Genomic DNA, 25,340 nt, shown 5'->3' with positions numbered 1-25,340 from the left:
TCAGCCCTGGATCGCTCGCCCGGGCGCGACCGCGGCGAGTTCTGCCGAGATGGCCGCCGCGGTCTCGAGCAACGGCGGAACGAACTGGGTCCGGACGGTCTCGACCGGCGTCCGGCTCGCGTGCGTCGAGATGTTCACCGCGGCGACCGCGCGCCCCGCCCGGTTGCGGATCGGCGCGGCGACCGAGCGCAGGCCTTCTTCGAGCTCCTGGTCGACCATCGCCCAGCCCTGTTCCCGGACCTTGGCCAGCTCGGCTTCGAGCGCCGTGCGGTGGGTGAGCGTGTGCGGAGTCAACCGGTCGAGGTCGGCGACGATGAAGTAGGCGTTGAGTTCGGTCCGGTCCATGTCGGCGAGCAGCACGTGCCCCATCGACGTGGCGTGCGCGGGGAACCGTGTGCCGACGTTGATGCTCACTGTCATGATCCGCGACACCGCGACGCGCGCGACGTACACGATGTCGGCGATCTCCAGCACCGACACCGAACTCGACTCGTGCACCTCCGCCGACAGCCGCTCCAGGTGCGGTTGCGCGATCTCGGCCAGGCTGAGGCTGGACAGATACGCGTAGCCGAGTTCCAGCACTCGCGCGGTGAGCGAGAAGTACTTGCCGTCGGTGCGGACATAGCCGAGGTCCACGAGCGTCAGCAGGAACCGGCGCGCGGCCGCACGGGTCAGCCCGGTGACGCGTGCGACGTCGCTGAGCGTCGGATGCGGGGCCTCGGCGCTGAACGCCTTGATCACCGCCAGTCCGCGTTCCAGCGACTGCACGTGGTGCGCACCGCGTTCGGCCTGGTCGTCGGATTCCATGCCGCGAACCCTATCCGGCCGGCGGCTGGGCGGTGGGTTCTCCCAGCTCCGCGAGGACGCGCTGGGCGATCCCGATCGCCGTGTTCGCCGCAGGCACTCCCGCGTACACGCCGGTGTGCAGCAAGACCTCGCGGATCTCGTCCGCGGTGAGCCCGTTGCGCACCGCGGCGCGGACGTGCATCGCCAGTTCGTCGTGGCAGTGCAGCGCGGTGAGCGCGGCCAGCGTGATGCAGCTGCGAGTCCGCCGGTCGAGGCCGTCGCGCGTCCATACCGAACCCCAAGCCGCTTCGGTGATGTACTCCTGGAACGGCTTGCTGAACTCGGTGGTCCGCGCGACCGCCCGGTCGACGTGTTCGTCGCCGAGCACCTCGCGGCGCACCCGCATGCCCGCCTCGTAGCGGTCTCCGGTCACTGGTCCTCCGTGATCCGTTCGAGGATCAGCCGGGTGAATTCATCCGGCTGCTCGTAGCTGCCCAGGTGCGCGGCGGAGGCGACGACCTCGAGCCGGGCGCCGGGGATCCCGTCCGCGATGACCCGCCCGTGCGGCTCGGCGGGCGTCGACGGGTCGTCGGCGCCCGCGATCACCAGCGTCGGGACGGAGATCTTCGGCAGATCGCCGGTGAGGTCCATCCGCTCGATCACCTCGCAGCATCCGGCGTATCCCTCGTCGGGCTGGCCCGCGACCATCTCGCGCAGGTACGCGATCTGGTCCGGATGCGCCTGCGCGTAGCCCGGCGTGACCCAGCGCCCGACGCTGGCTTCCGCGACCGCCCCCGTGCCCTCGGCTCGTACGAGACGCGCGCGATCGGCCCACATCTCGGGCGGCCCGAGCAGCGCTGACGTGCAGCACAGCGTGAGGCTCGACAACAGCTCGGCGGCGTGCGCGCCGAGCCACATCCCGGTCATCCCGCCGAGCGACAAGCCGACGAAATGCGCGCGCTCCACACCGAGGTCGTCGAGCAGCCCCAGCACGTCGCCGCCCAGATCGGCCAGGTCGTACGGCCCCGGCGGCACCGGCGACGACCCGTGGCCGCGCGTGTCGTACCGGACCACCCGGAACCCGCGTTCGGTCAACGGCGCGACCTGCGGCTCCCACATCCGGTGGTCGCTGCCGATCGAGTTGGAGAACACCACCACCGGCCCCGCCGCCGGGCCTTCGACGACCCGGTGCACCCGGACACTGCTCACGCTTGAACCTCCACAATGGACACGGCCGGTCAGACCGCGAAGAACACCGTCTCGCCTTCGCCCTGCAAACGTACGTCGAACCGGTAGCCGTCACCGTCCTTCTTGGCCAGCAACGTGTCCCGCCGTTCCACGGGAACGCTCGCCAGCACGGCGTCGCCCGCGTTGTCCTGGTCCTCGAAGTAAATGCGCGTGACAACCCGGTTCAGCAGCCCGCGAGCGAACACCGACACGTCGATGTGCCGCGCCTGCGGAGCCCCGGACGCGTCCGGCACGACCCCGGGCAGCAGCGTCAGAATCCGGTACTGGCCTTGGTCGTCGGTGGGACACCGGCCGAATCCGCGGAACGGATCGGCGGGCTTGCCGCGCGGATCGTCGGGGTGGTCGAACCCGCCGTCCGGATCGGCCTGCCACGTCTCGATCATCGCGTCGGGAACCGGGTTGCCCGCGCCGTCGTACACCCCGCCGCGGATCCACACCGCGTCTTCGGTGCCTTCCGGAACCACGAACGGCCCGTCGTCCCACGGCAACCCGATGGACAGGTACGGCCCGACGGTCTGCGAAGGCGTGCCTTCCAGCCTCACTCGTCCTCCTCCTCGTCCTCGAACACCGACTGTTCCCGCCCGCGCACCACGATGTCGAACTGGAACGCCAGCGCCCATTCCTCTTCGGTGCGGTCGAGGTCGAACCGGGAGATCATCCGCTGCCGCGCCTTCTCGTCCGGAATGGAGTTGAAGATCGGATCCTGCGAGAACAGCGGGTCGTCCGGGAAGTACATCTGCGTGACGAGCCGCTGGGTGAACGCCGTACCGAACACTGAGAAGTGGATGTGCGCCGGACGCCAGGCGTTGTCGTGGTTCTTCCACGGGTACGCACCAGGCTTGATGGTGGTGAACTCGTAGCGGCCGTCGTCGTCGGTCAGCGTGCGGCCGAGCCCGTCGAAGTTCGGGTCGAGCGGGGACGGCCAGCGGTCGCCGGTGTGCCGGTAGCGGCCCCCCGCGTTGGCCTGCCAGATCTCCACGAGCGAGTTGCGGATCGGCCGTCCGTCGCCGTCGAGAAGCCTGCCGGTGACGATGATCCGCTGCCCTTGCGGCTCGCCCGCGTGCTGGCGGGTGAGGTCGTTGTCGAACTCGCCGAGCCGCCCCGGGCCGAGCAGCGGACCGGTGACCTCGGTGAGCATCTGCGGCAGCAGGACCAGCGGCTGCGTCGGATGCCGCAGCGCGGTGGAACGGTATGGCGCGTAGTCGAGCGGCGGGTGGGTGCCGTCCGGATCAGGCCGGTACTGCGGCAGGCGCCGGTCGGTCGGTGTGGCCACGATGCCTCCCCCTTTCTCAGCGATTCTCGAGTACGACAGCGAGACCCTGGCCGACGCCGATGCAGATCGCCGCGAGCCCCCAGCGGCCGCCGGTGCGGCGGAGCTGATGCGCCAGCGTGCCGATGATCCGGCCGCCGGACGCGCCGAGAGGGTGCCCGATCGCGATGGCGCCGCCGTTGACGTTGACGATCTCCGGGTCCAGCTTCGACCATTCTTTCAGGCAGGCCAGCGATTGCGCCGCGAACGCCTCGTTGAGCTCCACCGCGGCGAGGTCGTCCCAGCCGATGCCCGCCCGTCCGAGCGCGATCTCCGCCGCGCGCACCGGGCCGATGCCGAACACGTCCGGGTCGACCCCCGCGGCGCCGCGGCCGGCGATGCGGGCCAGCGGCGTCCTGCCGAGCCGCTCGGCCGCGGCCGCGTCGCCGAGCAGCAACGCCGACGCACCGTCGTTCAGCGGCGACGCGTTGCCCGCCGTGACGGTGCCGTTTTCCTTGCGGAACACGGTTTTCAGCTTCGCGAGCTTCTCGGGCGAGGAGTCCGGCCGGATGCCCTCGTCCCGGGTCAGCTCGACGCCTTCGACCGGAACCACGTGGTCGTCGTAGAAGCCCTCGTCCCACGCCCGCGCGGCGTTCACGTGGCTGCGCGCGGCGAACGCGTCCTGCTCTTCGCGGCCGATGCCGTAGCGCTCGGCGAGCAGTTCGGTGGACTCGCCGAGGGAAACGGTCCACTGCGACGGCATCGCCGGGTTGACCATCCGCCAGCCGAGGGCCGTGTTGTACAGCGTCTGGTTGCCTGCCGGGAAAGCCTTGTCCGGCTTCGGCATCACCAGCGGCGAGCGGCTCATCGATTCGACGCCGCCCGCGACCACCAGCGAAGCGTCGCCGACCTGGATCGCCCGGCTCGCCTGCATGGTCGCCTCGACGCCGGATCCGCACAGCCGGTTCACCGTCGCACCGGGCACCGATGTCGGCCAGCCGGCGAGAAGCGCGGCCATCCGCGCCACGTTGCGGTTGTCCTCGCCCGCGCCGTTGGCGTCGCCGAGCAACACCTCGTCCACAGTGGACGGATCGAGCCCGTTGCGCTCGGCCAGCGCGCGCAGGACGCCCGCGGCCAGGTCGTCAGGACGCACCCCGGAGAGAGCGCCGCCGTAGCGCCCGAAGGGAGTGCGGATCGCGTCGAGTACGTAAGCGTCGCTCATTCGCCGGCCTTCTTCAGTTCACGGAGCAGGGTCAGTTCGCGTTCGGTGGGCGCGGGGGTGGTCTTGAGGTCCGCGGCCGTCTTCAGTGTCCACCCCGTCGCTTCCACGACCTGGTCCAGCTCGACCCCGGGGTGCAGTTCGGTGAGCGTGAGCTCCGCGGTGTCCGGGTCGGGCCGCATCAGGCCGAGGTCGGTGACCACCAGCGTCGGCCCGGCGCCGCGCAGGCCCAGCCGTTCGCGGTCGCCGCGCCCGCAGCCGTGGCCGAACGACGTCACGAAGTCGACCTTGTCCACGAACGTCCGCTTGCTTTGGCGCAGCACGACGAACACCTCCTTGCAGGACGCGGCGATCTCCGGCGCCCCGCCCGCGCCGGGAAGGCGCACCTTCGGATCGTGGTAGTCGGAACCGATGACCGTGGTGTTGATGTTGCCGAATTTGTCGAGCTGCGCCGCGCCGAGGAACCCGACGTCGATCCGGCCGGGCTGCAGCCAGTAGTTGAACACCTCGGGCACGCTGACCACCGCGTCGGCGGTGTCGGCCAGCTCGCCGTCGCCGATCGACAGCGGCAGCCTGCTGGGTTTCGCGCCGAGACAACCCGATTCGTAGATCAGCGTGAGGTTCGGGGCGTGCGTGCGCCGGGCGAGGTTCGCCGCCGTGCTGGGCAATCCGATCCCGACGAAGCACGACATGCCCTCGCCGAGCGCGCGGGCCGCGGCGATGCTCATCATCTCGTCGGCGGTGTACTCGCTCATGCCTTCACCCCGGTCAGGTCGTTCAGCCACTTGGCGAATTCCTCGCGGTCCCGTCCGATCTCGTCCCATGCCTGGTAGGCCGCGTTGTCCCGCTCGTAGTACCCAGCGGCGTACGAGGGCGCCGCGCCGCGGGGCACCTCGGCCACCGCGGTGACCGCCCAGGACGGAAGGACCAGCGCACCCGGCCTGGGCTCCAGTTCGTCGACGACCTCTTCGACGGTGACCAGCGACCGCTTCGCCGCGAGCACCGCTTCCTTCTGCACGCCCGCGATGCCCCACAGCTGGACGTTGCCCGCCCGGTCGGCACGCTGCGCGTGCACGATCGTGACGTCCGGGTTCAGCGCGGGCACCGCGGTGAGCTGCTCGCCGGTGAACGGGCAGGTGATCGGCTTGATCGTGTCCGTCTGCGCGGGCAGATCGGTGCCGGTGTAACCGCGCAGCACAGCGAACGGGAGCCCGGAAGCGCCTGCGACATAACGGTTCGCCATGCCCGCGTGGCTGTGCTCCTCGATCTCCAGCGGCGCCGGCCACGAGTGCTGCACGGCATCGCGGAACCGGTGCAGCGAGCCGACCCCGGGGTTGCCGCCCCACGAGAAAATCAGCTTGCTCGCACAGCCCGCGCCGATGAGCTGGTCGTAGACGATGTCCGGCGTCATCCGCACGAGCGTGAGGTTCCGCCTGCCCTGACGGATGATCTCGTGCCCGGCCGCCACGGGGATGAGGTGCGTGAATCCCTCGAGAGCGACGGTGTCTCCGTCGTGCACCAGCTCGGCGACCGCCTCGCCGAGCGACAGCACCCTTGCCATCACGAGCCCTTCCGTCTGGATCTTCCTGCTTCCGCCGTTCCGTGCTAGCGTGTTCGCATAGCGCACAGAAGTTCTAGATGAGAACATAGCACGATCCGGCCGCCCGTGGGAGTGCCAAAGGGTGAAGCGGACGTCCGGAGAGACGGCACAAGGCGACGCAAGGTTTTGGGCTTCGAAGGAAGTGAGGTGATGCGATAAGACAACACAGTGCGCTAGGAGTCGGCGAACGGGTTTCGCGGCGACACAGGGCGGCACAGTCGGCGGCAGACCGGGATTTCGTTGCGTGGTACCGCAATGCGGAATTCGGGCACTGCCGACGCCGGTGGCGTACTGTCGCGGTTGGACGCTCCGTCGCAGCTCAGGCGGGTGTCCGGCGGTGAGCGCGCCGCGAACCTCGCTCGGGCGGCACGGTCGGCATTAGGCTGCTCGGCATGCCGAAGATCGCTGTGACCCGCTGGATCCCGGACGAGGCCGTGCAGGTTCTCGGCGAGGCAGGCGAAGTCGAAATCTCGCCGGAGGACCGGCCGCTCACGCCCGAGGAACTGCGGAAGTTCGTCGCCGGATCGGCCGCGGTGGTGTCGATGCTGCACGACCGGATCGACGGCTCAGTCGCGGACGCGGCGGGTCCCGGACTGAAGGTCGTCGCGAACGTCGCGGTGGGCTACGACAACGTGGAGGTCAGTGCACTGGCCGAGCGCGGGGTCGTGGTCGCCAACACGCCAGGCGTGCTCACCGACGCCACCGCGGATCTCGCGTTCGGATTGCTGCTGGCCGTCTCGCGGCGGCTCGGCGAAGGCGAACGTTTGCTGCGCGCACGGCAGCCGTGGTCGTTCCACCTCGGTTTCCTGCTCGGGTCCGGGCTGCAGGGCAAGACGCTCGGCGTCGTCGGGCTCGGGCAGATCGGTCGCGCGGTGGCGAAGCGGGCGGCGGCGTTCGGGATGCGGGTCGTCTACTCCGGACGGTCGGCGAAACCGGACTTCGACGGCGAGTTCGTGTCGTTCGACGAACTGCTGCGCCGTTCCGATTTCGTGTCGCTGCACTGTCCGCTGACTCCTGAGACCCGGCACCTCGTCGACGCGGACGCGTTGCGGGCCATGAAACCGAGCGCGTACCTGGTGAACACCACGCGCGGTCCGGTCGTCGACGAGGCGGCTCTGGCCGACGCGCTCGAAGCCGGCGAGATCGCGGGCGCGGCACTGGACGTGTTCGAGAAGGAACCGGACGTCGAGCCTCGGTTGCTGGAGCGCGACGACGTGGTGCTGACGCCGCACCTCGGATCGGCGACGGTGGAAACGCGTACAGCGATGGCGGTGCTGGCCGCGCGCAACGTCGTCTCGGTGCTCGCCGGTGCCGGGCCGCTGACGGAGGTGGGCCGATGACCCGGGTCGTGATCGCACCGGACAAGTTCAAAGGAAGCCTGACCGCGGTCGAGGTGACGGAAGCGATCGCGCACGGCGTGCGCGATGTGTTGCCGGATGCCGAGATCTCCGAGTGCCCAGTCGCCGACGGTGGCGAAGGGACGCTGGAGGTGCTCGAGAACGCGGGCGGCTCCGTCGTGCGGTTGTCGGTGCGCGGTCCGCTGGATGAACCGGTCGAGGCTCGGTATGTGCTGCTCGACGGCACGGCCTACGTCGAATCGGCGCGGGCGTGCGGAATCGAGTTCGTAACGCCGAGCCGGGACGTCGCGTTGGCGGCGCACACGTGGGGGGTCGGCGAACTGCTGAACGACGCCCTCGCCCGCGGAGCGCGGCGGCTCGTGCTGACCGTCGGCGGTACCGCGAGCACCGACGGCGGTGCCGGCATGCTGGCTGCGCTGGGTGCTGAGGTCCTCGATGTGTCCGGCGCACCGGTCGGTCTCGGCGGCGGATCGCTGACGCAGGTCGCGCGCGTCGACTTGGGCCCGGTGCGGGAGCGGCTGGGCGCAGTGCCGGTCGCAGTCGCGACGGACGTGACGAACCCGTTGCTCGGCGCAAACGGTGCGGCGGCTGTGTTCGGTCCGCAGAAGGGTGCGGCACCGGACGACGTCCACGCGCTGGACGAAAGCCTGTCGCACTGGGCTAAGGCGCTTGTGCGGGCTGGCGCACCGGACGTCTCCGACCTCCCCGGAGCCGGGGCTGGCGGAGGTGTCGCGGCGGGAGCGATCGCGGGGTTCGGCGCGACAGTCGCGTCCGGCTTCGACTTGATCGCCGCGTTGACCGGTGTCGACAGCGCGCTGACCGGCGCGGACCTAGTGATCACCGGAGAGGGCTCGCTGGACGAACAATCGCTGTCCGGCAAAGCCCCGGCAGGCATCGCGGCTCGCGCCAGGCAGACGGGCGTCGCGTTGCTGGTGCTGGCCGGACGGATCCAACTGGACGCGGACGCGCTGGCCGGCTTGGGAGTCGTGGGCAGCAGCGCGCTGATAGACCACGCGCCGTCGCTGGACTACGCCCGCTCGCACGCTGCGGAACTGCTGCGCGAACGGGCCGGAGTGCTGGTACGGGACTGGCTGCGCACCAGGTAGCAGAACGCTCCCGCGATCAACCGCGGGAGCGTTCCACGCAATAACGCAGCCACCCCGTCGTCTGGACAACCCGCGTCTCGGGCGGCAGCGCCACCCAGGGATCGGCCGTGAATCAACTCACCAGTCCCGGACGTCTTGAGACATCCGGAGGCACCGGCGAGCGGCACACGGGATCAGCGGACGGACGTCGCAGCACGAACCCCGTGGCCGGGAGCTTGCTCGCGCAGCCCGTCAGGCGGACTGCTGCTGCGGCAGGACGGCGAAGGCGACGTCGCCGGTGTCGTCCTGCTGAACGTCGAGGACCTTGTCGTCGAGCAACGCCGCTGCCTGCGGCTCGAGGAAGACCTTGGCTCCGCCGTCGGCGCCGACGATGCGGTCGCCGTCCTCCGGGGCCGGGGCTACCGACAGCGCCAACTGGGCGCCGTCGCCTTCCATGCTCTGCAGCGCGAAGCGCAGGCCGCTCTTCTCGGAGTCACTGCCTTGTTCAGCGGTCAACGCGGTGATCGCCTCGGCGGCGGCTTCGGTAACGGTCAGCATCTTTCGGCCTTCCCTTCGTCGCAGTCGGATGCGCGCGGTCGGTTGCAGGGTGGTTTTTCACGCTAAAGGCGGCACGACGGTCGCGCAGTGTGAGCGCGAGGCCGTTTGCCGCGACGGTGGAACCTGTCACAAATACGTTTGAAATCAGGATCTTCGGGCCATGGCCGACCGGATCGCGTCGGCGACCGTGCCGCCTCCGTGGTCGACCCGTTCGCCCTGTGCGGGCACCGGGGGCCATCCGTCCCCCGCCGAGCTGAGCGGCCCCAGGCCGGGGTCGTCCCCATCGGCGTCGACCGGCGGCCGAACCTCCGGCTCGTCCCCCGCACGCTGGCTTTCCCGGACCTCGCCAGAAGTTGCCGCGCCCAGGAAGCCGGACGTACGAAACGGCTCGGCACGAGAGCCGTCCGCGCCGGGCGCTCGACCCTCGCGGGGAGTGTCGTCACCGGGATCGCTCACGGGCACCTCCCGAAAGTCCGGATTGTTCGTGGTGAGCTACCCGAGGCGACTCCGAGTGAAACGGGCCGAACGGCTGTCGTCGGAATCACAGGGTTTCCTTCGGTCCGCCAGGGCGTCAGCGGGCGAAGCGGAGCTAGCGTCGGGACTATGACCACCACCAGGTGGAAGCCGCGCGGCCGGATCGGACTCCGCCCCCGGCGCAAACCCAGCGGCGACCCGCTCGGCGATGACGCGCAGCCGGAGTTCCGCACGCTCGACGCGGCTCCGAGCCACCGCCGTCCGGACTCCGCCGAGGCCGCCGACCAGCACCGAGTGGCCGACGCACTCGCCGACGAGATCGAGACTCGCCCCGATCTGCTGGACTCCCCCGCCGACCGCCGCGCGGAAAACGCCCGTCGCCTCTCAGCGGCGAATCCGAGCGCCGAGCGCCAGGGAACGACTGACCAGCTGCCGCCGAAGCCCGAAGACAACGGACCTCGTCGACCCCTAGCGGCCAGCTCAAGCTCCGATCGCCGCGAAAGGGCAACTGCGCCCGCGCCAGTCCCCGGAGCCGCCAGCCACGACTGGGTGAACGCCGCGAGCACCAATCGCCAAGAAACGGCGGCCAGAGACGGCAAGCTGCCGCCAGAGGTCGCCGGTCGTCGCTCGACGGCAACTACGAGCGACCGTCTTCAGCCAGCAACTGGCGAGACCGGCCTGTCGCGATCGGAAGCCAGCGGCGAACGTGCCAGTCGCCGTTCAACGGCGAATCCGAACAACGCCAGTCATGAAGCAGCGAAAGACGCTGACCTGCTGCCGTCAAACCCCGCCAACCACAACCCTGCGGAAACCGGCCGCCCACCGCGAGCCGCGACGGATCTTGCAGCCAGGCCCGCTCGCAACCGGACCCACTCGAAGCCAGCCGTTCTCACCACACGCCCAGAGCCGTCGAGCGTCGCCGATAATCGGCCAAACCCCGAAGACCGCGGCACCCGCCGCCGCGAAATGGGCGGCCATGCTGCCTGGTACCTGGCCGCGGGTGTCGTCACCACCGGGCTCCAGGCCGTCCTCTTCCTCGCCTTCCGTCCGGAAATCGGCGCGCAATGGGCGAATCTCGCCGCGCTCGCGATCACGACGGTCGGCAACACCGAGTTCCACCGGCGCGTCACTTTCGCCAACCGGAGCAGCCGCGCGGGCAAGCGGCATCTTCAGGATCTCGTCACTTTCGCCTTCTACGCCGGCTACGGATCGGTCGTCCTCGCGGCCCTCGACGCCGTCGTCCCGCATCCCTCCGCCGGGCAGCAAACCGCCGCGCTTCTCGCGGCCAGTTTCGTCGGCGGAGTCGTCCGGTTCGCCGTGCTGCGGTGGTGGGTGTTCGCCCGTGCGCGGCGAACGCACGCGGCGCAAGATCACCAACGGTAGTGGAACCCGTTCTACCCGCAGTGAGACCACTCTCTGTTGCGCTACCCGGCTATCACTCTTCGTGACGTACAGAATCGGACATCCGCACATGCTGCGAGACCGGATTCGTACTGTGCGTCGGCTGGTCTCGTTTGTGTCAAGACCACTGCTGCTAACGGGGTATTCGTAGTTGAAATGTGGACGGTCGGCCTCCGGCCGCTTAAGGTTACGGAGCGTCGCAACGATCGCAGTGCTCCCCCCGTTCTATCGGAGTACTTGCGACCGCAACATCACAGAGTGTTGACCCCAAGACAGCGACGGTCGCAGGGTTGCCGGGGAGACGACCATGACAGCACCGTCGAAGACGTCCCGTACTGCGGTGTCCGGCGTCGCGGGCTACGTGAGCCCTGCGACGCTGCCCCGGTCCGGCGGACGCCTGACCAAGGAAGACCTCGATCCGCTCGTACGCGCGGCAGGGCAGGGCGATCAAGCCGCGATCGCCGACCTGCTGCACGTGCTCCGCCCGGTCGTCGCCCGCTACTGCCGGGCCCGGATGGGCGGCCGCGACCTCTCCTACCTCGCCGCCGACGACGTCGCACAAGACGTCTGCATGGCCGTCCTCAAGGCCCTTCCCGACTACCAGGACCGCGGCGGTTCCTTCCTCTACCTCGTGCACGCGATCGCGGCCAACAAAGTCGCCGACGCCTACCGGGCCGTAGCGCGCGACCGGTCCGAGCCGGTGCCCGAGCTTCCGGAACACCCGCTCTCCGGCGGCAACGAGCCGGAATCCCACGCGCTGCGCCTCGACCTCGGCAGCCGTCTGCAGGAGCTGCTCACCCGCCTCGCCCCGCTGCAGCAGGAGATCCTGGCGCTGCGCATCGTCGTCGGCCTCAGTGCGAACGAGACGGCCGAAACGCTCGGCATTTCGGCCGGCAACGTCCGCGTCACGCAGCACCGCGCGCTGTCCAAGCTCCGCGAGATGGTGCAGGGCCAGGACTTCTGAGCCGTTTCGTCACTCGAACGGCTGGAACGCCGCCGCGGAGCGCCGAATCGGTCGACAGGCTCTGCTTCGCGCGGCAATCTGGTTTTAGCCCGCCGCATCTTTCAGCTCATATACCCGCGCCGCCGTGCGCTCGAAGACGTCCAGTCGTTCCGGGTCGCTCAGCACACCGGTCAGCGACACCGCCGCGTCCAGTACGACTTCGTAGGCTGCCGCCAGTTCGCACACTGGCCAGTCGGAGCCGAACATGACCCGGTTCGCGCCGAACGACTCGAAAACGTGGTCTGCGTAGCGACGCAGATGGCCTACCTGCCATTCATGCCAGTCGGCTTCCGTCACCAGGCCGGAAAGCTTGCAGTGCACGTTGTCGTGGGCGGCCAGCGACGCAACGCCGTCCGCCCACGGCTGCCATTCGCCTGCCGCGATGCCAGGTTTCGCGGCGTGGTCGAGGACCAGCCGCAGGTCCGGCAAGCGCTCGGCGACCTGGCGGGCGGAGGCGAGCTGCGCCGGTGCCACCAGCAGGTCGTAGACCAGGCCCGCAGTGCCGACTGCGGTCAGGCCGCGCAGGATTTCCGGGCGCAGCAGCCAGTTCGGGTCCGGTTCGTCCTCGACCTGGTGCCGGATGCCGACCAGCGGGCCCAGTTCGCGCAGCCGGGCGATCCGGTCTGCCACGTCCGGGGCGGCGAGGTCGACCCAGCCGACGACGCCGGCCACCACTGGCTCGGACGCGGCCGTGGCGAGGAATTCCTCGGTTTCCGCCTCGTCCGAGACGGTCTGCACCAGCACGGTGGCGTGGACGCCCGCCGCAGTGGTCACTGTGCGCAGGTCGTCGACGGTGTACGGCTTGCGGATCGGAGCCAGCGCGTCGCCGGACATCCACGGGTACTTGCGGCGCGCGGGATCCCACAGGTGGTGGTGTGAGTCGATCACGGGGTTCCTCCGGACACGACGGGGCGGGCGGCCGACCGCAGCAGGCCGGCGTCGGCGAGGTCGTCCCACAGTACGGCTGGGATAGTCGCCGCTGCCCGGCGAACGTTCAGCGACACTTGCTCGGCGTCGTGCGCTCCGACGACCACCGACACCACCGCCGGGTGCGTGCGCGGCAACGCGAGCGCGGCCTCTGGCAGCGAGACACCATGCCGCGCACAGATTTCCGCGATCTTCTGCGCCTTTTCAACGAGATCCGTCGGCGCAGCCGCGTAATCGTAAATAACGCCGGGTTGTTCAGTGGCGAGAATTCCACCGTTGAACACCCCTCCGGCCACGACGCCGACGCCGCGTTCGACGCACAGCGGCAACAACTCGTCCAGTGCCGGCTGGTTCAGCAAGGTGTAGCGACCGGCCATCAGGACGTGGTCGAGATCGAACCGGCGCACGAATTCCGCGAGCATCGGGGCCTGGTTCATCCCGGCTCCGATCGCGCCCACGACGCCCTGCTCCCGCAACTCCAGCAACGCCGGAAACGCACCCGCGATCGCTTCCTCGAAATGATCGTCCGGATCGTGCACGTACACGAGATCGACGCGGTCGAGGCCCAGCCGGTTCAGGCTCGATTCCAGCGAACGCAACACCCCGTCGCGGCTGAAATCCCAACGGCGCCGGTAAGTCCCCGGGACGTCGAAGCCCTGATCGTCTCGTTCACCGGGAGCCACCGCACGCGGTTCCAGGACTCGGCCCACTTTCGTGGACAGGACATACTCTGCGCGCGGATACGCGGCCAGCGCGGCTCCGAGCCTGCGTTCGGACAGCCCAAGCCCGTAGTGCGGCGCGGTGTCGAAATAGCGAATCCCCTCGTCCCACGCCCGCCGCACGCTCGCCGCGGCGGTTTCGTCCGGCACCGCGTGGTAGAGGTTGCCCAGTTGCGCGCCGCCGAGTCCCAGCGGAGGAAGGTCCACGGTCACGCCTCCGCCGGGAGTTGCCACACCAGCCCGAGGCCGTGCGCGACGTCGGAGTGGTCGAGGTCGAGCAGTTCGTTGATCCGCTTCTGCCACGCGATGTCGGCCGGGTCGCCAGCGAGTTTCGCGCGCATTCGCTCGAAATCGTCCACCTCGACGAAGTGGAACAGGTCGAGCCCGTCGCGCCAGATCCGCCACGACCGCACGCCGGCTCGGCGCAGAGCGGTATCCAGGTCCTGCGGGATCACCGCGTGCACCTCCTCGTAGGTTTTCTCCATTCCGGGCTTGAGCCGGGTGCGCAATGCGACCGTGTGCGGTGCCGGGCCGTGGGTCATCGTTCCTCCTGACGGGAGTCGTGGCACGCTGTAGGGGGTAAACATCCGAGGTCTCTGCAGGGAGGGCGGTCCCGATGCCCGTCACCGATGTCGCGATCGACAAGATCAAGGACATGATCATTTCGGGCGAGCTGGCCCCCGGCGACCGGCTCCCCAAGGAGGCCGAGCTCGCGCAGCGGCTGGGGCTTTCCCGCAGTTCGCTGCGGGAAGCGGTGAAGGCGCTGTGCCTGATCCGGGTGCTGGACGTGCGTCAGGGCGACGGCACGTACGTCACCAGCCTGGAACCGAACCTGCTGCTGGACGCGATGACCTTCGTGGTCGACTTTCACCGCGACGACACCGTGCTCGATTTCCTTGCCGTACGGCGGATTCTGGAACCAGCGGCCACCGCGATGGCGGCGCTGCACATGCGCGACGAGGACGTCGCCGAACTCGGCGCGCTGCTCGGCGAACTGGAGGAATCGCCGACCGTCGAGGCGCTCGTGGCCAACGACTTGCAGTTCCACCGCAAGATCGCGGACGGCTCGGGCAACCCGGTGCTGTGCTCGCTGCTCGAAAGCCTCTCCGGCCCGACCGCGCGAGCCCGGATCTGGCGCGGCCTCACCCAGGAAGGCGCGGTAGCCCGGACCCGCGAACAACACGCCGCGATCTACGACGCGATCGCCGCGCGGGAACCAGAACTGGCCCGCTCGTGGGCGACAGTGCACGTCGCCGGAGTGGAGCAGTGGTTGCGAAGCACCCTGGTCGAAGACGACGCGCCCGGCGATGAGGCCGAGCCTGCGGCTTCCTGACCGGACGACGACGGCTGCGGGGCGGTTAGTTGCAGTGACGGGTCCCTTCATTCCTTGCGGGCAGGAGTGAAGGGACCCTTCGCTTTTGTTCGGCTGACGCGACGGGGACTTTCGCGCCTGCACGGCAGGAGTGAGGGGACCCTTCAAGCCATGACCGTCGCAGCGACGGGACCCATCGCGCACGCCTGGCCGGAGCGAGGGGGACTTTCGCGCATCGGGCGGTTTGGTGACCGGCACGCTCCGAATTGGGGAGGGCGAAGGGGCCCATCGCGCACGCTCGGTCGAAGCGGCGGGGATTCGTTCGCCGACGGGCGGAATAGAGGGGCCCTTCATGAACCTCCCCGCCGAGTCGTCCGCCATATCGGCCGTCGAGCCGACCGGACCGCTCGAGGCACCCTGGTCGCCCAGGCTGGCCCGGTCACCCCGACGAACTGAGCCGCCCCGAACGGCCGAGCCACTCCGGCCAACCGAGCCACCCCCGCCAACCAAGCCGCACCAGCCAACCAAGCCGCACCCGCCAACCGAGCCGCTCCCGCGAACCGAGCCACCCCGGCCAACCAAGCCACACCAGCCAACCAAGCCGCACCCGCCAGCCAAGCCACCCACGCAGACCAAGCCGCCTGGGCCGCCCATCCGGCCGACCGCCGCATCAGCCCATCGCCCGTCCACCGAGCCAACGCCCCCAGAAGGTCGGATGATCACCGAACCTCCGCCGATCAGGTCTGGGGCTTTCCGCCCGCATACCGGCTGATGATCAACGCGATCAGAATGATCCCGCCGTAAATCGCCTTCAGCCATTCCGCCGGTACCTGGGCGATGCGCAGCAGGCTGTCCACCGACTGCAGCAACAGCACCCCAGTCAGCGCCCCGACCAGCGTGCCCCGGCCGCCGTCCAGTGAAACGCCGCCGATTACCGCCGCGGCGAAGACCTGGAGGATCAAACCGTCGCCCTGGTCAGCGCCGAGGGCACCGACGTAGCCGGTGTACGCGAGGCCGCCGATGGCAGCCAGGACCCCGGCCACCACGAACACCGCCCACGAGATCCGGTCCACTCGGATACCGGCGGCCCGCGCCGCTTCTCGGTTGCCGCCGATCGCGTACAGGGAGCGGCCCACTCGGTGGTAGCGCAGGCCAAGCCCGAAGAGCACGAACAGGGCCGCCGCGAGCCACACCGACATCGGCAAGCCGGCGAAGGTCGTGGTCGCCAGCGCGGTGAACGCGTCGAGCTGGTCGAACAGCGTCTTGCCGTTCGTCGTGCCGATCTGGGTTCCGCGCAGGACCGTCAGCATCGCCAGCGTCACGATGAACGCGTTCAGCTTCAGCTTCACGATCAGGAAGCCGTTCACGAAGCCGATCAGGGCGCCCACCACGGGGATCGCCACCAGGCCGAGCGCCGAGGGCCATTCGGTGCCGAAGCCGGAAGACGCCGCGGGAATGACCAGCATCGCGCCGATCGCGGGGGCGATGCCCATCGTGGATTCCAGCGACAGGTCGAACTTGCCGGTCAGCAGCACCAGCGATTCGCCCAGCACGACGAGCGACAACGCGGCCGCCGCGGAAAGGATGCTGATGATGTTGTCGAAGGTGAAGAACGTGTCGCTGATCAGCCCGCCGATCACGAACACCACCACGAGCGCGGGCAGCAGCGCCAGTTCGCGCAGCCACGCCGATTTCCGGCGCTTCGCCCGTACCGCGGGCAGCGCCGTCTGCGGGTCGCTCATCAGGTCAGTCATGGAGCCCGACTCCTTCGATATCCGCCACCAGGTCCCCGTCGGACCAGCCGGCCTGGTGAACGGCGGCCACCTCGCCGGCGCGCAAAACCAGCACCCGGTCGGCCAGGCGCAGGTCGTCCAGCTCGTCGCTCACGAGCAGCACCGCCTTCCCCTCGGCCCGCACCCGGTCCACGACCGCGAGCAGGGCCTCCTTCGACTTCACATCCACTCCCGCGGTGGGGTTGATCAGCACCACCACGCGCGGATCGCTCTCCAGCGCCCTGGCGAGCACGACTTTCTGCTGGTTTCCGCCGGACAGATCCGAAACCGGCTGGTCCGGGCTGGCCGCCACGATGTCGTAGTCGGTCAGTGCGCGCGATCCGCGTTCGCGGCGGACCTTCGGGGACGCCAGGCCGCCGCGGCCCATTCGATCGAGCACCGACAGGGTCGCGTTGTCCATAATGGAGTGTTCCAGCACCAGGCCTTCGTGGTGCCGGTCCCGCGGGACACAGCCGATGCCTGCGCGCAGGGCGGCGGGAATGTCGCCGGAGGGCAAGCGTTTTCCGTTTACCGCAACGGTTCCCGAGGTTGGCTTGCGCAGGCCGTAGACCGTCTCGGCTACCTGGTGTTTGCCGCTGGCGTTGCTTCCGGCGAGACCGACGACTTCGCCGCGGTGGACCCGCAAGGAGACACCGTGGAAGCCGTCGCCGGACAAGTCGTCTACGGCGAGCACTTCTTCGGCATCCACCGCGAGGGGATCGCGGGTCGCTGCGTCTCGGACGGCAAGGCCGCCCTGCTCCCCCGTCATCGCGTCGACCAGTGCCGCCCGGCTGACCTCGGAGACGGGTGCGGTGAGCACATGCCGGGCGTCGCGCAGGACGGTAACCGCTTGGCACACCTCGTAAACCTCGTGCAGATGGTGCGAGATGAACAGGAAGGTGACGCCATTCTCCTGCATCTGCCGCATGCGCTCGAAAAGCCGTTCGATGGCCTGGCTGTCCAGCTGCGCAGTCGGTTCGTCCAGCACGATGAACCGGGCGCCATAACTCAACGCACGCGCGATCTCGACGAACTGACGGTCCTCAACGGACAGATCGCCCGCCGGAGTGTCCACATCGACCCGGACGTCCCACGAGTCCAGCAGCTCCCGAGCTTGACGGCGCAGCTTCTTCCAGCCGATCGCGAATCCGCCCCTGGCTTGCCGGTTCAGGAACAGATTCTCCGCGACGGTCAGCTGCGGCACCACCATCGCGTGCTGGTACACGCACGCCACGTGCGCCTTCCAGTCGTCCTGTTTGGACAAAGAAGGTGCCGGTACACCACCGAAGGAAACGCTGCCGGTGTCCGTTTCGGACAGTCCAGTGAGGATGGACACCAGCGTGGACTTGCCCGCCCCGTTGCGGCCGACGAGTGCGTGTGACTCGCCGGGCCGCACGGTGAGGCTGACGTCGTGCAGCGCCACGGTCGGCCCGTACCGCTTCCCGACGCCGTCCGCCTGCACTACCGGCGCGCTCACAGGTTGTTACCCCACAACGCTTTGTCGTCCACGTTGTCCTTGGTCACGACCGGCGCGGGCAACTGGTCTTCCAGGATGCCGGGGCTGATCTCGACGATCGTGGAGTCGTGGTCGGTCGGGCCGGGCTTGAACGTCTCGCCCGCCATCGCCTTCTTGAGCCAGTACATGCCGTACTTGGCGTAGGCGTCGGCAGGCTGCGAGACGGTCGCGTCCAGTTCGCCGTTGCGGATGGCGGTGAGCTCCTGCGGGATGCCGTCGTTGCTCACCAGCACCACGTGCTTCGGGTCGCCCACCGGGAAGAACAGGTTCTTGCGCTTGAGCGCCTGCTCGGTCGGCGCGAGGTAGACGCCGCCCGCCTGCATGTAAACGCCCTTGATGTCCGGGTTCGCGGTGAGCAGGCTGTCCAAACCGGACGACGCCTTGTCCGCCTTCCATTCGGCGGCGACCTCGAGGACCTTGACGTCCGGGTACTTCTGCTTCATGCACTCGCGGAACGCCGCCGACCGGTCGCGGCCGTTGACCGACGCGAGGTCGCCCATCACCTGCACGACCTTGCCGCTCTTCACGCGCTTGCCGATTTCGTCGCAGGCCTTGGTTCCGTACGCCTTGTTGTCCGCGCGCACCACCATCGCGACCTTGCCGCTCTCCGGCGCGACGTCCACCGCGACCACCGGGACGCCCTTGTTTTCGGCCTGCTTCAGTCCGGCGACGACCGCGGCCGAATCGAGCGGCGTGACGACGAGACCCTTCACGCCCTGGCTGAGCAGCGTGCCGATGTCCGTGATGAGCTTGGCGGGGTCGCTGTCGGCGTTCACCGTGGGCAGCGCGTCGAGGCCCTGTTCCTTCGCCATCTGCGGCACGTATTTGTTGTAGGCCTGCCAGAACGGCGAGGTCAGCAGGGGCAGCGTCGCCCCGACCTTGCCGGTGCCGCCGCCGCCCGCCGCTGCCGCCGGTTTGTCCTTAGTGGACCCGCACGCACCGAGCACCAAACCGCAGGCGGCCACCGCGGCGGCCAGCCGGATCACCTTCGTACGCACCGCATCCTCCTTGATGACAGGCCTTGTTGGCTGAGCAGATCAGTTCTGCACGGGTCCGCGCGGGCGCAGGCCGTACATGCCGCCGTCCACCGCGAGCGCGGTGCCGGTAGTCGATGCCGAAAGCGGGCTGGCCAGGTACGCGATGGCGTTCGCGACCTCGTCCGCGGTCACCAGCCGCCCCATCGGCTGACGGGCGGCGAGCGCCTCCCGCTCGGCCGACGGGTCCGCGGCGGTGTCGAGCAGCCTGCCGACCCACGGGGTGTCCGCGGTGCCGGGGCACACGCAGTTGACGCGGATTCGGTCCGGCAGGTGGTCGGTGGCCATCGCGAGCGTCAGCGACAGCACCGCGCCCTTCGTCGCCGAGTACAGCGCCCGCGCGGGCAGCCCGGCCCAGGCGGCGATCGAGCAGGTGTTCACGACCGCGGCCGCAGGAGAGTTTTTCAAGTGCGGCAAGGCAGCGCGGGCGGTGCGCACCATGCCGACCACGTTCACGTCGTACGCGCGGTGCCATTCGTCGTCGTCATTCGCCGTGACGTCGCCCTGTGCGCCGATTCCCGCGTTGTTGATCAAGATGTCGAGCCGGCCGAAGCGTTCGGCCACCGCGTCGACAGCGCCGCGAACCTCGGCGTCGGACGTCACGTCGCAGCGGAATCCGGTCAGCGGCTCGGGCACCTCGTCGGTCTTGAGGTCGAGCACAGCCACCTGCGCGCCGCGCTGGGCCAGCAGGCTCGCCGTGGCCAGGCCGATGCCCGAAGCGCCGCCGGTGACCGCGGCGACCAGGCCGTCGAATTCGCTCACTGCGCGTTCTCCGTCCATTCAGGACCGTCCGGGAAGCTGAACCGGCGCAGCGTAGCGTCGTGCATGCGCGCGGAAAAGCCCGGTGCGGTCGGAGCCAGGTAGCGGCCGTCGCGCACGACGGCCGGGTCGGTGAAGTGGTCGTGCAGGTGGTCGACCCATTCGATGGAGCGGTCGCTGTCCGAACCGGACACTGCCACGAAATCGAACATGGACAGATGCCGCACCAGTTCGCACAACCCGACACCGCCGGCGTGCGGACACACCGGGACGCCGAATTTTGCCGCCAGCAACAAGATGGCGAGATTTTCGTTTACGCCGCCCACGCGTGCGGCATCCAACTGCAGCACGTCGATCGCGTTGGCCTGCAGCAATTGCTTGAATACCACACGGTTCTGGACATGCTCGCCGGTCGCGACCTTGATCGGCGCGAGCGCCTTCGCGATCGCCGCGTGGCCAAGAACGTCGTCCGGCGAGGTCGGCTCTTCAATCCAATATGGATCGAATGGCGCCAGCGCGGTCATCCAGGACACCGCCGTCGCGACATCCCAGCGCTGGTTGGCGTCGACCGCGATCCGGATCTCCGCGCCGACGGTCTCGCGGGCCAGCTTCATCCGCCGGACATCGTCCTCGAGATTCCCGCCGACCTTCAGTTTGATCATCTCGAAACCGTCGGCGACGGCTTGTTCGGCCAGCCGCACCAGTTTCGCGTCTGAGTAGCCGAGCCAGCCCGCCGACGTGCTGTACGCGCGGTAGCCCTCGGCTTCGAGCTTGGCGATCCGTTCCGCTTTCCCGGGTTCGGCGGCGCGCAGGATGTCGAGCGCTTCCTGTTCGGTGAGCGCGTCGGAGAGGTACCGGAAGTCCACAAGGGACACCAGCTCTTCCGGTGTCATGCGCGAGGCGAACTTCCACAGTGGAAGCCCGGCACGTCGCGCGGCGAGGTCCCACGCGGCGTTGACGATCGCGCCGATCGCCATGTGTGCCACGCCTTTTTCCGGTCCCAGCCAGCGGAATTGCGAATCACCGACCAAGGCCCGCGAGAGCGCGCCGAGTGCTTCCGCGTCTTCAGGAACATCGCGGCCGACCACATGCGGTGCCAGCGCGCGGATCGCGGCAGCCTGCACGTCGTTGCCGCGGCCGATGGTGAACGCGAGGCCGTAACCGTCCGGTCCCGCGTCGGTGTGCAGTTCGACGTACGCCGCCGAATAGTCCGGATCCGGGTTCATCGCGTCCGAACCGTCGAGGTCGCGCGACGTCGGGAAGCGGACGTCCCGGACCTCCATGGCCACGATTTTCGCCATGTCAGGCCTGCCCGAAGGTCTGGCGCTGCTTGCCGAGGCCGTCGATTTCCAGTTCGACGACATCGCCCGCGCGCAGGTACGGCTTCGGCTCGGGCTGCCCGAGCGCGACGCCCTCCGGGGTGCCGGTGTTGATCAGGTCGCCGGGACGCAGCACCATGAACTGGCTCAGGTAATGGATGATCTCCGCTACGCCGAACACCATGTCCTTTGTGGACGAATCCTGCACCTTTTCGCCGTTGACCCAGGTGCGCAGGCCGAGCGCCTGCGGGTCGGGGATCTCGTCGGCGGTCACCAGCTCCGGGCCGAGCGGATTGAAGGTCTCGCAGTTCTTGCCCTTGTCCCACTGGCCGCCGCGGTTCAGCTGGAAATCGCGCTCGGAGACATCGTTGGACACGACGTAACCGGCGACGTGCGCCAGTGCTTCGTCCGCGCTTTCCAGGTAGCGGGCGGTTTTCCCGATGACGACGCCGAGTTCGACCTCCCAGTCGGTGGCCGTGGAACCGCGCGGGACGAGCACCTCGTCGAACGGTCCGACCATCACGTCGGGCGCCTTCATGAACAGAACCGGCTCGGTCGGCACGGCCGCACCGGTTTCCTCGGCGTGGCGGCGGTAATTCATGCCGATGCAGACAATCTTGCCCGGCGCGGCGATCGGCGCGCCGACCCGCAGCCCGGCGCCGTCGGCGACCGGCAGCTCCCCGGCTTCGAGCGCCCGCGCGGCCTTGGCCGGCCCGTCGCCGGCGAGGAACGCGCCGTCGATGTCCGGCGTGACCCCGGAGAGGTCGTGGAGGGTGCCGTCACCGGCACGGACGAACGGACGCTCAGCCCCCGCTGCCCCGAGACGCACAAACCGCACGGACGAACCCCTCTCTCGACACCGTTCTCGCGATACATCCGATGTATAGCGCACGGGAGGGCAGGAGATCTAGAGGGAAGCCGGATTTGCTGGGGAAATTGATCCGATCACCGGGCTGCCGGGTGGATAACGGACACTCGTTCTGGCGGGGTGGTCCCGTCACAACGAGGGAGACGGTGCGGCGCGGATGGGGAATGGGGATGCGGCTGGGCCGCGGGAGCGGGCGGGCGGCGACGGAAGCCCGGAGGAACCAAAGGGTTCCTGGGACAGCTCCGACGGGGGAAGCGTGCGGCGCGTTGGCGAGGACGATGTGCGCGAACCCGGCGACAAGGACTGGCGCGGCCCCCGAGAAGACACGAGCGCGACTGGCGCGCCGGAGATCAGCGCGGACGACGAGTGGTGTTCCGCTGAGCGGGCAGTGCCCTTGCCGGACGGCTCGTGGATGCTCGCGCCGGAAGGCGCCGCTGTTGACTATCCGGCGGACGATCAGGCAGACCTTGATCATTCCGCGGCGAATCACTCCGCCGCAGACCACGTGACGTCGGATCATTCCGGAGCTGCATACTCCGCTGCCGTTCCCTCCGCCGCCGAGCCTGCCTCGCACGCGGGAGCCGCGGCCGAAAATTCCACCGCGGCAAGCACGGAACACCCCGCCACAGAACACTCCGTCACCCTCCCCGAGCACCCCCCGTCAGGGCAAGATCCGACGTCTCCTCATTCTCGGCGGCCTCTCCGCCTTCGGGCCCCTCTCCATCGACATGTACCTCCCCGCCCTCCCCCGGATGGCGGGCGACTTCCAAGCCTCCGACACCACCGTCCAGCTCACGCTCACCGCGTTCGTCGTCGGGCTCGCGGCCGGGCAGATCGTCGTTGGGCCGTTGTCGGACTCGTTCGGGCGGCGACGGCCGTTGCTGGCCGGGTTGGGGCTGTACATCGCCGGGTCGATCGCGGCGGCGGTGAGTCCGGGCGTCGAACTGCTGATCGCCGCGCGAAGTGTTCAGGCGCTCGGCGCGGCGGCGGGGATCGTGATCGCCCGCGCGGCTGTCCGCGATCTCTACACCGGTACTGCGATGACGAAGTTCTTCTCGCTCTTGCTGCTGGTCAACGGTCTTGCGCCGATTCTCGCTCCGGTGCTCGGCGGGCAACTGCTCACGTTTACGTCTTGGCGGGGGGTGTTTGTCGTCCTCGCCGCGTTCGGGGCGCTGCTGCTCGGCGCGGTCGCGTTCGCGCTGCCGGAACCCTTGCCGGTCGAGCGGCGTCATCCAGCGCGGCTGGGCGGGGTGCTCCGGACGTATTGGCACCTGCTCACCGACCGCACGTTCCTTGGCTATGCGCTCACCGCGGGGCTGAACTTCGCCGCGTTGTTCGCCTACATCTCGGGGTCGTCGTTCGCGTTGCAGGACGTTTACCGGCTGAGTCCGCAGGAGTACAGCGTCGTCTTCGGGCTCAACGGGGTTGGCATCGTGCTCGCCGGGCAGCTCAACGGGTGGCTCGTCGGCCGGTTTCCGGAAAGGACGTTGCTGCGGGCTGGGTTGACGGTGTCGACAGTGGCCGGGTTGGCCACGCTCGCGGCCACAACCATGCGACTGCCGCTGCCTGCGTTGCTGATTCCGTTGCTCCCCATGGTTTCTTGCATCGGAATCATCAGCCCGAACGCCAGTTCGCTCGCGCTCGCGGGGCACGCGCGCACGGCCGGGTCCGCGTCGGCGCTGCTGGGCGTGCTGCAGTTCGCGATCGGCGGGATCGCGACGCCGCTGGTCGGGCTCGGCGGGGCGGGCACGGCGGTTCCGATGACCGCCGTGATGGCGGGGTTCGGGGTGCTCGCCTTGCTGTCGTTCGCGACGCTGGCGGTCAGCCCAGATCAGCGAGATTTCCGCTCCGCAGCTGGTCGTCGGTGACGGCGATGCGTTCGTCGACCAGCTTTTGCAGCGCGTCCCCGTCGTCCCACTGGTTGACGTTCATCGCGGCTGAGACCTCGTTGTCCGGGGTCACCCAGAACGCGGTGAAGTCGTAGGCCGCGAGGTCGCCGCGCACGACGACGCGGTCTCGGTCCAGGACGGGCAGGCCGCGGTATTCGCAGCCGATCGCCGGGCCGCCGCGGTCTGGGTCGTATTGGTCGGAGAAGAAGTACGGGCTGTTCAGGTACGGCTCGTTCGCGCCAAAGAGGTTGGCCGCCACGTGCTCGCCCTGCGTACGCGCTGTCGCCCAGTGCTCGACGCGTACGCGGCGGCCGTAGCGTGGATGGAACTGCGAAGCGATGTCGCCGATCGCGTAAACGTCAGGTGCTGCTGTACGCAGGCCTGCGTCGACGTCGACACCGCCGTCGTCTGCCAGCTCCAGACCGGCGGCGTGCGCCAACTCGACGCTGGGAGCCGCGCCAACTGCGATAAGGACAACGTCGGCGTACAACTCTTCGCCGCTCGACAGGCGGACGCCGGTCGCTGAGGTGTCACCAGTGATCGCTGCTACGCCCTCACCGAGACGCCACTGCACACCGTGTTCTTCGTGCAGGCGATAGAACGCTCCGGCAACCTCGTCGCCCAGAACGTTGGCGAGCGGCAGCTTCTCCGGAGCGACCACAGTCACCTCGGCACCGTGCGTACGCGCGGCAGCGGCGGCCTCAGTGCCAATCCAGCCGGCACCGACGATCAGTACGCGCTTCGCTGTTTCGAAGGCCGCGCGCAGCCGTAGTGCGTCGTCGAGAGTGCGAAGCATGTAGAGACCGGGCAGGTCGCCGCCGGGCACCTTCAGTGTTCGCGGGCGCGAGCCGGTCGCTAAGACGAGACGGTCGTAGCGGTGTTCGCCGCCGGCGTCGTCTAGGACCAAGCGGGCACCTAGTTCGACTCGGGTCGCGGTGGTGCCGGAGAGCAGTTGGATGTCGTGTTCGGTCCAGTAGCTCTCGTCGCGCACCCAGTCGGGTTCGTCGGCGTTGCCGAGCAGCACCGCTTTCGACAACGGCGGCAGCTCGTACGGCCGATGCGTGTCCGCGCCGATCAGCAGGATGTCGCCCTCGTAACCGCGTTCTCGCACTGCCGCTGCCGCAGTGGCGCCGGCCAGGCCCGCTCCGACGACGACGATCTTCCGAGGTTCCGACATGCGTCCTCCTGAGTGCCCGGCGGCGTGCGGTGGCCGACGCTACTCCGGTATCCGGCCGGTCACACCC

Annotated in this window: 25 protein-coding genes and 1 pseudogene; 6 read left to right on the top strand and 20 right to left on the bottom strand. The window is 69.0% G+C overall.

Translation table 11 applies throughout. The features are described from left to right. Genes L3Q65_RS45390 through L3Q65_RS45355 form a run of 8 tightly spaced genes read right to left on the bottom strand, consistent with a single transcriptional unit; the run spans position 1 to position 6,063 of the window. Positions 1 to 807 carry an IclR family transcriptional regulator C-terminal domain-containing protein gene (locus L3Q65_RS45390; protein WP_182895581.1) on the bottom strand — a complete coding sequence of 269 codons (807 nt, stop codon included), beginning with the start codon at positions 805 to 807 and terminating at the stop codon, positions 1 to 3. Between the two features lie 10 nt (positions 808 to 817). Beyond that, positions 818 to 1,219: a 4-carboxymuconolactone decarboxylase gene (gene pcaC / locus L3Q65_RS45385; protein ID WP_009074285.1), complete on the bottom strand. Its 402-nt coding sequence runs from the start codon at positions 1,217 to 1,219 to the stop codon at positions 818 to 820. Then, complete coding sequence (gene pcaD / locus L3Q65_RS45380) at positions 1,216 to 1,995, bottom strand: 3-oxoadipate enol-lactonase (protein WP_237598395.1); 780 nt, start codon at positions 1,993 to 1,995, stop codon at positions 1,216 to 1,218. Before pcaD ends, pcaC begins: the two co-directional genes overlap by 4 nt. A 29-nt stretch (positions 1,996 to 2,024) precedes the next feature. Continuing rightward, positions 2,025 to 2,576 carry a protocatechuate 3,4-dioxygenase subunit alpha gene (gene pcaG, locus L3Q65_RS45375; RefSeq protein WP_237598394.1) on the bottom strand — a complete coding sequence of 184 codons (552 nt, stop codon included), beginning with the start codon at positions 2,574 to 2,576 and terminating at the stop codon, positions 2,025 to 2,027. After that, positions 2,573 to 3,307, bottom strand: coding sequence for a protocatechuate 3,4-dioxygenase subunit beta (pcaH, locus tag L3Q65_RS45370; RefSeq protein ID WP_182895578.1), 735 nt, complete (start codon positions 3,305 to 3,307; stop codon positions 2,573 to 2,575). The genes pcaG and pcaH overlap by 4 nt, the downstream gene beginning before the upstream one ends. 16 nt (positions 3,308 to 3,323) lie before the next feature. Continuing rightward, positions 3,324 to 4,505, bottom strand: coding sequence for a thiolase family protein (locus tag L3Q65_RS45365; RefSeq protein ID WP_182895577.1), 1,182 nt, complete (start codon positions 4,503 to 4,505; stop codon positions 3,324 to 3,326). Beyond that, on the bottom strand, positions 4,502 to 5,257 hold the full coding sequence (locus L3Q65_RS45360) for a CoA-transferase subunit beta (RefSeq protein ID WP_237598393.1): 756 nt from the start codon (positions 5,255 to 5,257) through the stop codon (positions 4,502 to 4,504). Before L3Q65_RS45360 ends, L3Q65_RS45365 begins: the two co-directional genes overlap by 4 nt. Further along, the gene (locus tag L3Q65_RS45355; protein ID WP_037712884.1) at positions 5,254 to 6,063 is read right to left on the bottom strand and encodes a CoA transferase subunit A; all 810 of its coding nucleotides are present in this window, start codon (positions 6,061 to 6,063) and stop codon (positions 5,254 to 5,256) included. Before L3Q65_RS45355 ends, L3Q65_RS45360 begins: the two co-directional genes overlap by 4 nt. Positions 6,064 to 6,494: 431 nt before the next feature. Here L3Q65_RS45355 and L3Q65_RS45350 point away from each other — a divergent pair, with 431 nt between their 5' ends. Beyond that, positions 6,495 to 7,442 (top strand): D-glycerate dehydrogenase, encoded by a 948-nt coding sequence (locus L3Q65_RS45350; RefSeq protein WP_237598392.1) that lies wholly within the window; start codon positions 6,495 to 6,497, stop codon positions 7,440 to 7,442. Beyond that, positions 7,439 to 8,566, top strand: a complete 1,128-nt coding sequence (locus L3Q65_RS45345; RefSeq protein ID WP_237598391.1) for a glycerate kinase — start codon at positions 7,439 to 7,441, stop codon at positions 8,564 to 8,566. Before L3Q65_RS45350 ends, L3Q65_RS45345 begins: the two co-directional genes overlap by 4 nt. Before the next feature lie 231 nt (positions 8,567 to 8,797). On the opposite strand, the gene L3Q65_RS45340 is transcribed toward L3Q65_RS45345, so the two are convergent. Both L3Q65_RS45340 and L3Q65_RS45335 read right to left on the bottom strand, forming a co-directional pair. Continuing rightward, positions 8,798 to 9,103 (bottom strand): hypothetical protein, encoded by a 306-nt coding sequence (locus L3Q65_RS45340; protein WP_009074268.1) that lies wholly within the window; start codon positions 9,101 to 9,103, stop codon positions 8,798 to 8,800. A gap of 144 nt (positions 9,104 to 9,247) precedes the next feature. Continuing rightward, entirely contained in the window at positions 9,248 to 9,559 is a 312-nt protein-coding gene (locus tag L3Q65_RS45335) for a hypothetical protein (RefSeq protein WP_182895574.1), read from the bottom strand. Between the two features lie 972 nt (positions 9,560 to 10,531). Between L3Q65_RS45335 and L3Q65_RS45330 the strand changes: the two are divergent. Both L3Q65_RS45330 and shbA read left to right on the top strand, forming a co-directional pair. Further along, positions 10,532 to 10,960: pseudogene (locus L3Q65_RS45330) on the top strand (GtrA family protein); the annotation flags it as partial. A gap of 325 nt (positions 10,961 to 11,285) precedes the next feature. Beyond that, positions 11,286 to 11,942 carry an RNA polymerase sigma factor ShbA gene (gene shbA, locus L3Q65_RS45325; protein WP_182895573.1) on the top strand — a complete coding sequence of 219 codons (657 nt, stop codon included), beginning with the start codon at positions 11,286 to 11,288 and terminating at the stop codon, positions 11,940 to 11,942. Positions 11,943 to 12,026: 84 nt separating this feature from the next. On the opposite strand, the gene L3Q65_RS45320 is transcribed toward shbA, so the two are convergent. Genes L3Q65_RS45320 through L3Q65_RS45310 form a run of 3 tightly spaced genes read right to left on the bottom strand, consistent with a single transcriptional unit; the run spans position 12,027 to position 14,169 of the window. Further along, positions 12,027 to 12,869, bottom strand: coding sequence for an amidohydrolase (locus L3Q65_RS45320; RefSeq protein ID WP_237598390.1), 843 nt, complete (start codon positions 12,867 to 12,869; stop codon positions 12,027 to 12,029). After that, on the bottom strand, positions 12,866 to 13,840 hold the full coding sequence (locus L3Q65_RS45315; RefSeq protein WP_182895571.1) for an aldo/keto reductase: 975 nt from the start codon (positions 13,838 to 13,840) through the stop codon (positions 12,866 to 12,868). The genes L3Q65_RS45320 and L3Q65_RS45315 overlap by 4 nt, the downstream gene beginning before the upstream one ends. After that, positions 13,837 to 14,169, bottom strand: coding sequence for an L-rhamnose mutarotase (locus L3Q65_RS45310; protein WP_182895570.1), 333 nt, complete (start codon positions 14,167 to 14,169; stop codon positions 13,837 to 13,839). Before L3Q65_RS45310 ends, L3Q65_RS45315 begins: the two co-directional genes overlap by 4 nt. 74 nt (positions 14,170 to 14,243) lie before the next feature. Between L3Q65_RS45310 and L3Q65_RS45305 the strand changes: the two genes are divergently transcribed. Beyond that, positions 14,244 to 14,960, top strand: a complete 717-nt coding sequence (locus L3Q65_RS45305) for a FadR/GntR family transcriptional regulator (RefSeq protein ID WP_067589361.1) — start codon at positions 14,244 to 14,246, stop codon at positions 14,958 to 14,960. A 716-nt stretch (positions 14,961 to 15,676) separates the two neighbouring features. On the opposite strand, the gene L3Q65_RS45300 is transcribed toward L3Q65_RS45305, so the two are convergent. From L3Q65_RS45300 to L3Q65_RS45275, 6 genes are read right to left on the bottom strand one after another with little or no spacing between them, the layout of a single operon-like run. Next, entirely contained in the window at positions 15,677 to 16,693 is a 1,017-nt protein-coding gene (locus tag L3Q65_RS45300; RefSeq protein ID WP_182895569.1) for an ABC transporter permease, read from the bottom strand. After that, complete coding sequence (locus L3Q65_RS45295) at positions 16,686 to 18,188, bottom strand: sugar ABC transporter ATP-binding protein (RefSeq protein WP_182895568.1); 1,503 nt, start codon at positions 18,186 to 18,188, stop codon at positions 16,686 to 16,688. The genes L3Q65_RS45300 and L3Q65_RS45295 overlap by 8 nt, the downstream gene beginning before the upstream one ends. Beyond that, positions 18,185 to 19,225, bottom strand: a complete 1,041-nt coding sequence (locus L3Q65_RS45290) for a sugar ABC transporter substrate-binding protein (protein ID WP_370648159.1) — start codon at positions 19,223 to 19,225, stop codon at positions 18,185 to 18,187. Before L3Q65_RS45290 ends, L3Q65_RS45295 begins: the two co-directional genes overlap by 4 nt. Before the next feature lie 39 nt (positions 19,226 to 19,264). Beyond that, positions 19,265 to 20,023: an SDR family NAD(P)-dependent oxidoreductase gene (locus tag L3Q65_RS45285; RefSeq protein WP_182895567.1), complete on the bottom strand. Its 759-nt coding sequence runs from the start codon at positions 20,021 to 20,023 to the stop codon at positions 19,265 to 19,267. Further along, entirely contained in the window at positions 20,020 to 21,321 is a 1,302-nt protein-coding gene (locus L3Q65_RS45280; protein ID WP_182895566.1) for an enolase C-terminal domain-like protein, read from the bottom strand. The genes L3Q65_RS45285 and L3Q65_RS45280 overlap by 4 nt, the downstream gene beginning before the upstream one ends. Before the next feature lies 1 nt (position 21,322). Beyond that, entirely contained in the window at positions 21,323 to 22,177 is an 855-nt protein-coding gene (locus L3Q65_RS45275) for a fumarylacetoacetate hydrolase family protein (protein ID WP_237598389.1), read from the bottom strand. Between the two features lie 758 nt (positions 22,178 to 22,935). Here L3Q65_RS45275 and L3Q65_RS45270 point away from each other — a divergent pair. Beyond that, the gene (locus tag L3Q65_RS45270) at positions 22,936 to 24,075 is read left to right on the top strand and encodes a multidrug effflux MFS transporter (RefSeq protein WP_370648158.1); all 1,140 of its coding nucleotides are present in this window, start codon (positions 22,936 to 22,938) and stop codon (positions 24,073 to 24,075) included. On the opposite strand, the gene L3Q65_RS45265 is transcribed toward L3Q65_RS45270, so the two are convergent. Then, the gene (locus tag L3Q65_RS45265; RefSeq protein ID WP_237598388.1) at positions 24,029 to 25,273 is read right to left on the bottom strand and encodes an NAD(P)/FAD-dependent oxidoreductase; all 1,245 of its coding nucleotides are present in this window, start codon (positions 25,271 to 25,273) and stop codon (positions 24,029 to 24,031) included. The genes L3Q65_RS45270 and L3Q65_RS45265 overlap by 47 nt on opposite strands. Positions 25,274 to 25,340: the final 67 nt, after the last annotated feature.

The sequence above is a fragment of the Amycolatopsis sp. FU40 genome, assembly GCF_021903635.1.
Lineage (GTDB): Bacteria > Actinomycetota > Actinomycetes > Mycobacteriales > Pseudonocardiaceae > Amycolatopsis > Amycolatopsis dendrobii.
This window is presented reverse-complemented; position numbering and strand designations above follow the sequence as displayed.

What these genes read in the sequence shown, in the direction of transcription:
- L3Q65_RS45390 (WP_182895581.1), bottom strand. Translation starts at nt 807, where the DNA reads ATGGAATCCGACGACCAGGCCGAACGCGGTGCGCACCACGTGCAGTCG.
- L3Q65_RS45360 (WP_237598393.1), bottom strand. Translation starts at nt 5,257, where the DNA reads ATGAGCGAGTACACCGCCGACGAGATGATGAGCATCGCCGCGGCCCGC.
- L3Q65_RS45345 (WP_237598391.1), top strand. Translation starts at nt 7,439, where the DNA reads ATGACCCGGGTCGTGATCGCACCGGACAAGTTCAAAGGAAGCCTGACC.
- L3Q65_RS45350 (WP_237598392.1), top strand. Translation starts at nt 6,495, where the DNA reads ATGCCGAAGATCGCTGTGACCCGCTGGATCCCGGACGAGGCCGTGCAG.
- L3Q65_RS45310 (WP_182895570.1), bottom strand. Translation starts at nt 14,169, where the DNA reads ATGACCCACGGCCCGGCACCGCACACGGTCGCATTGCGCACCCGGCTC.
- L3Q65_RS45280 (WP_182895566.1), bottom strand. Translation starts at nt 21,321, where the DNA reads ATGGCGAAAATCGTGGCCATGGAGGTCCGGGACGTCCGCTTCCCGACG.
- L3Q65_RS45265 (WP_237598388.1), bottom strand. Translation starts at nt 25,273, where the DNA reads ATGTCGGAACCTCGGAAGATCGTCGTCGTCGGAGCGGGCCTGGCCGGC.
- L3Q65_RS45305 (WP_067589361.1), top strand. Translation starts at nt 14,244, where the DNA reads ATGCCCGTCACCGATGTCGCGATCGACAAGATCAAGGACATGATCATT.
- L3Q65_RS45300 (WP_182895569.1), bottom strand. Translation starts at nt 16,693, where the DNA reads ATGACTGACCTGATGAGCGACCCGCAGACGGCGCTGCCCGCGGTACGG.
- L3Q65_RS45340 (WP_009074268.1), bottom strand. Translation starts at nt 9,103, where the DNA reads ATGCTGACCGTTACCGAAGCCGCCGCCGAGGCGATCACCGCGTTGACC.
- L3Q65_RS45355 (WP_037712884.1), bottom strand. Translation starts at nt 6,063, where the DNA reads ATGGCAAGGGTGCTGTCGCTCGGCGAGGCGGTCGCCGAGCTGGTGCAC.
- L3Q65_RS45365 (WP_182895577.1), bottom strand. Translation starts at nt 4,505, where the DNA reads ATGAGCGACGCTTACGTACTCGACGCGATCCGCACTCCCTTCGGGCGC.
- shbA (WP_182895573.1), top strand. Translation starts at nt 11,286, where the DNA reads ATGACAGCACCGTCGAAGACGTCCCGTACTGCGGTGTCCGGCGTCGCG.
- L3Q65_RS45270 (WP_370648158.1), top strand. Translation starts at nt 22,936, where the DNA reads ATGTACCTCCCCGCCCTCCCCCGGATGGCGGGCGACTTCCAAGCCTCC.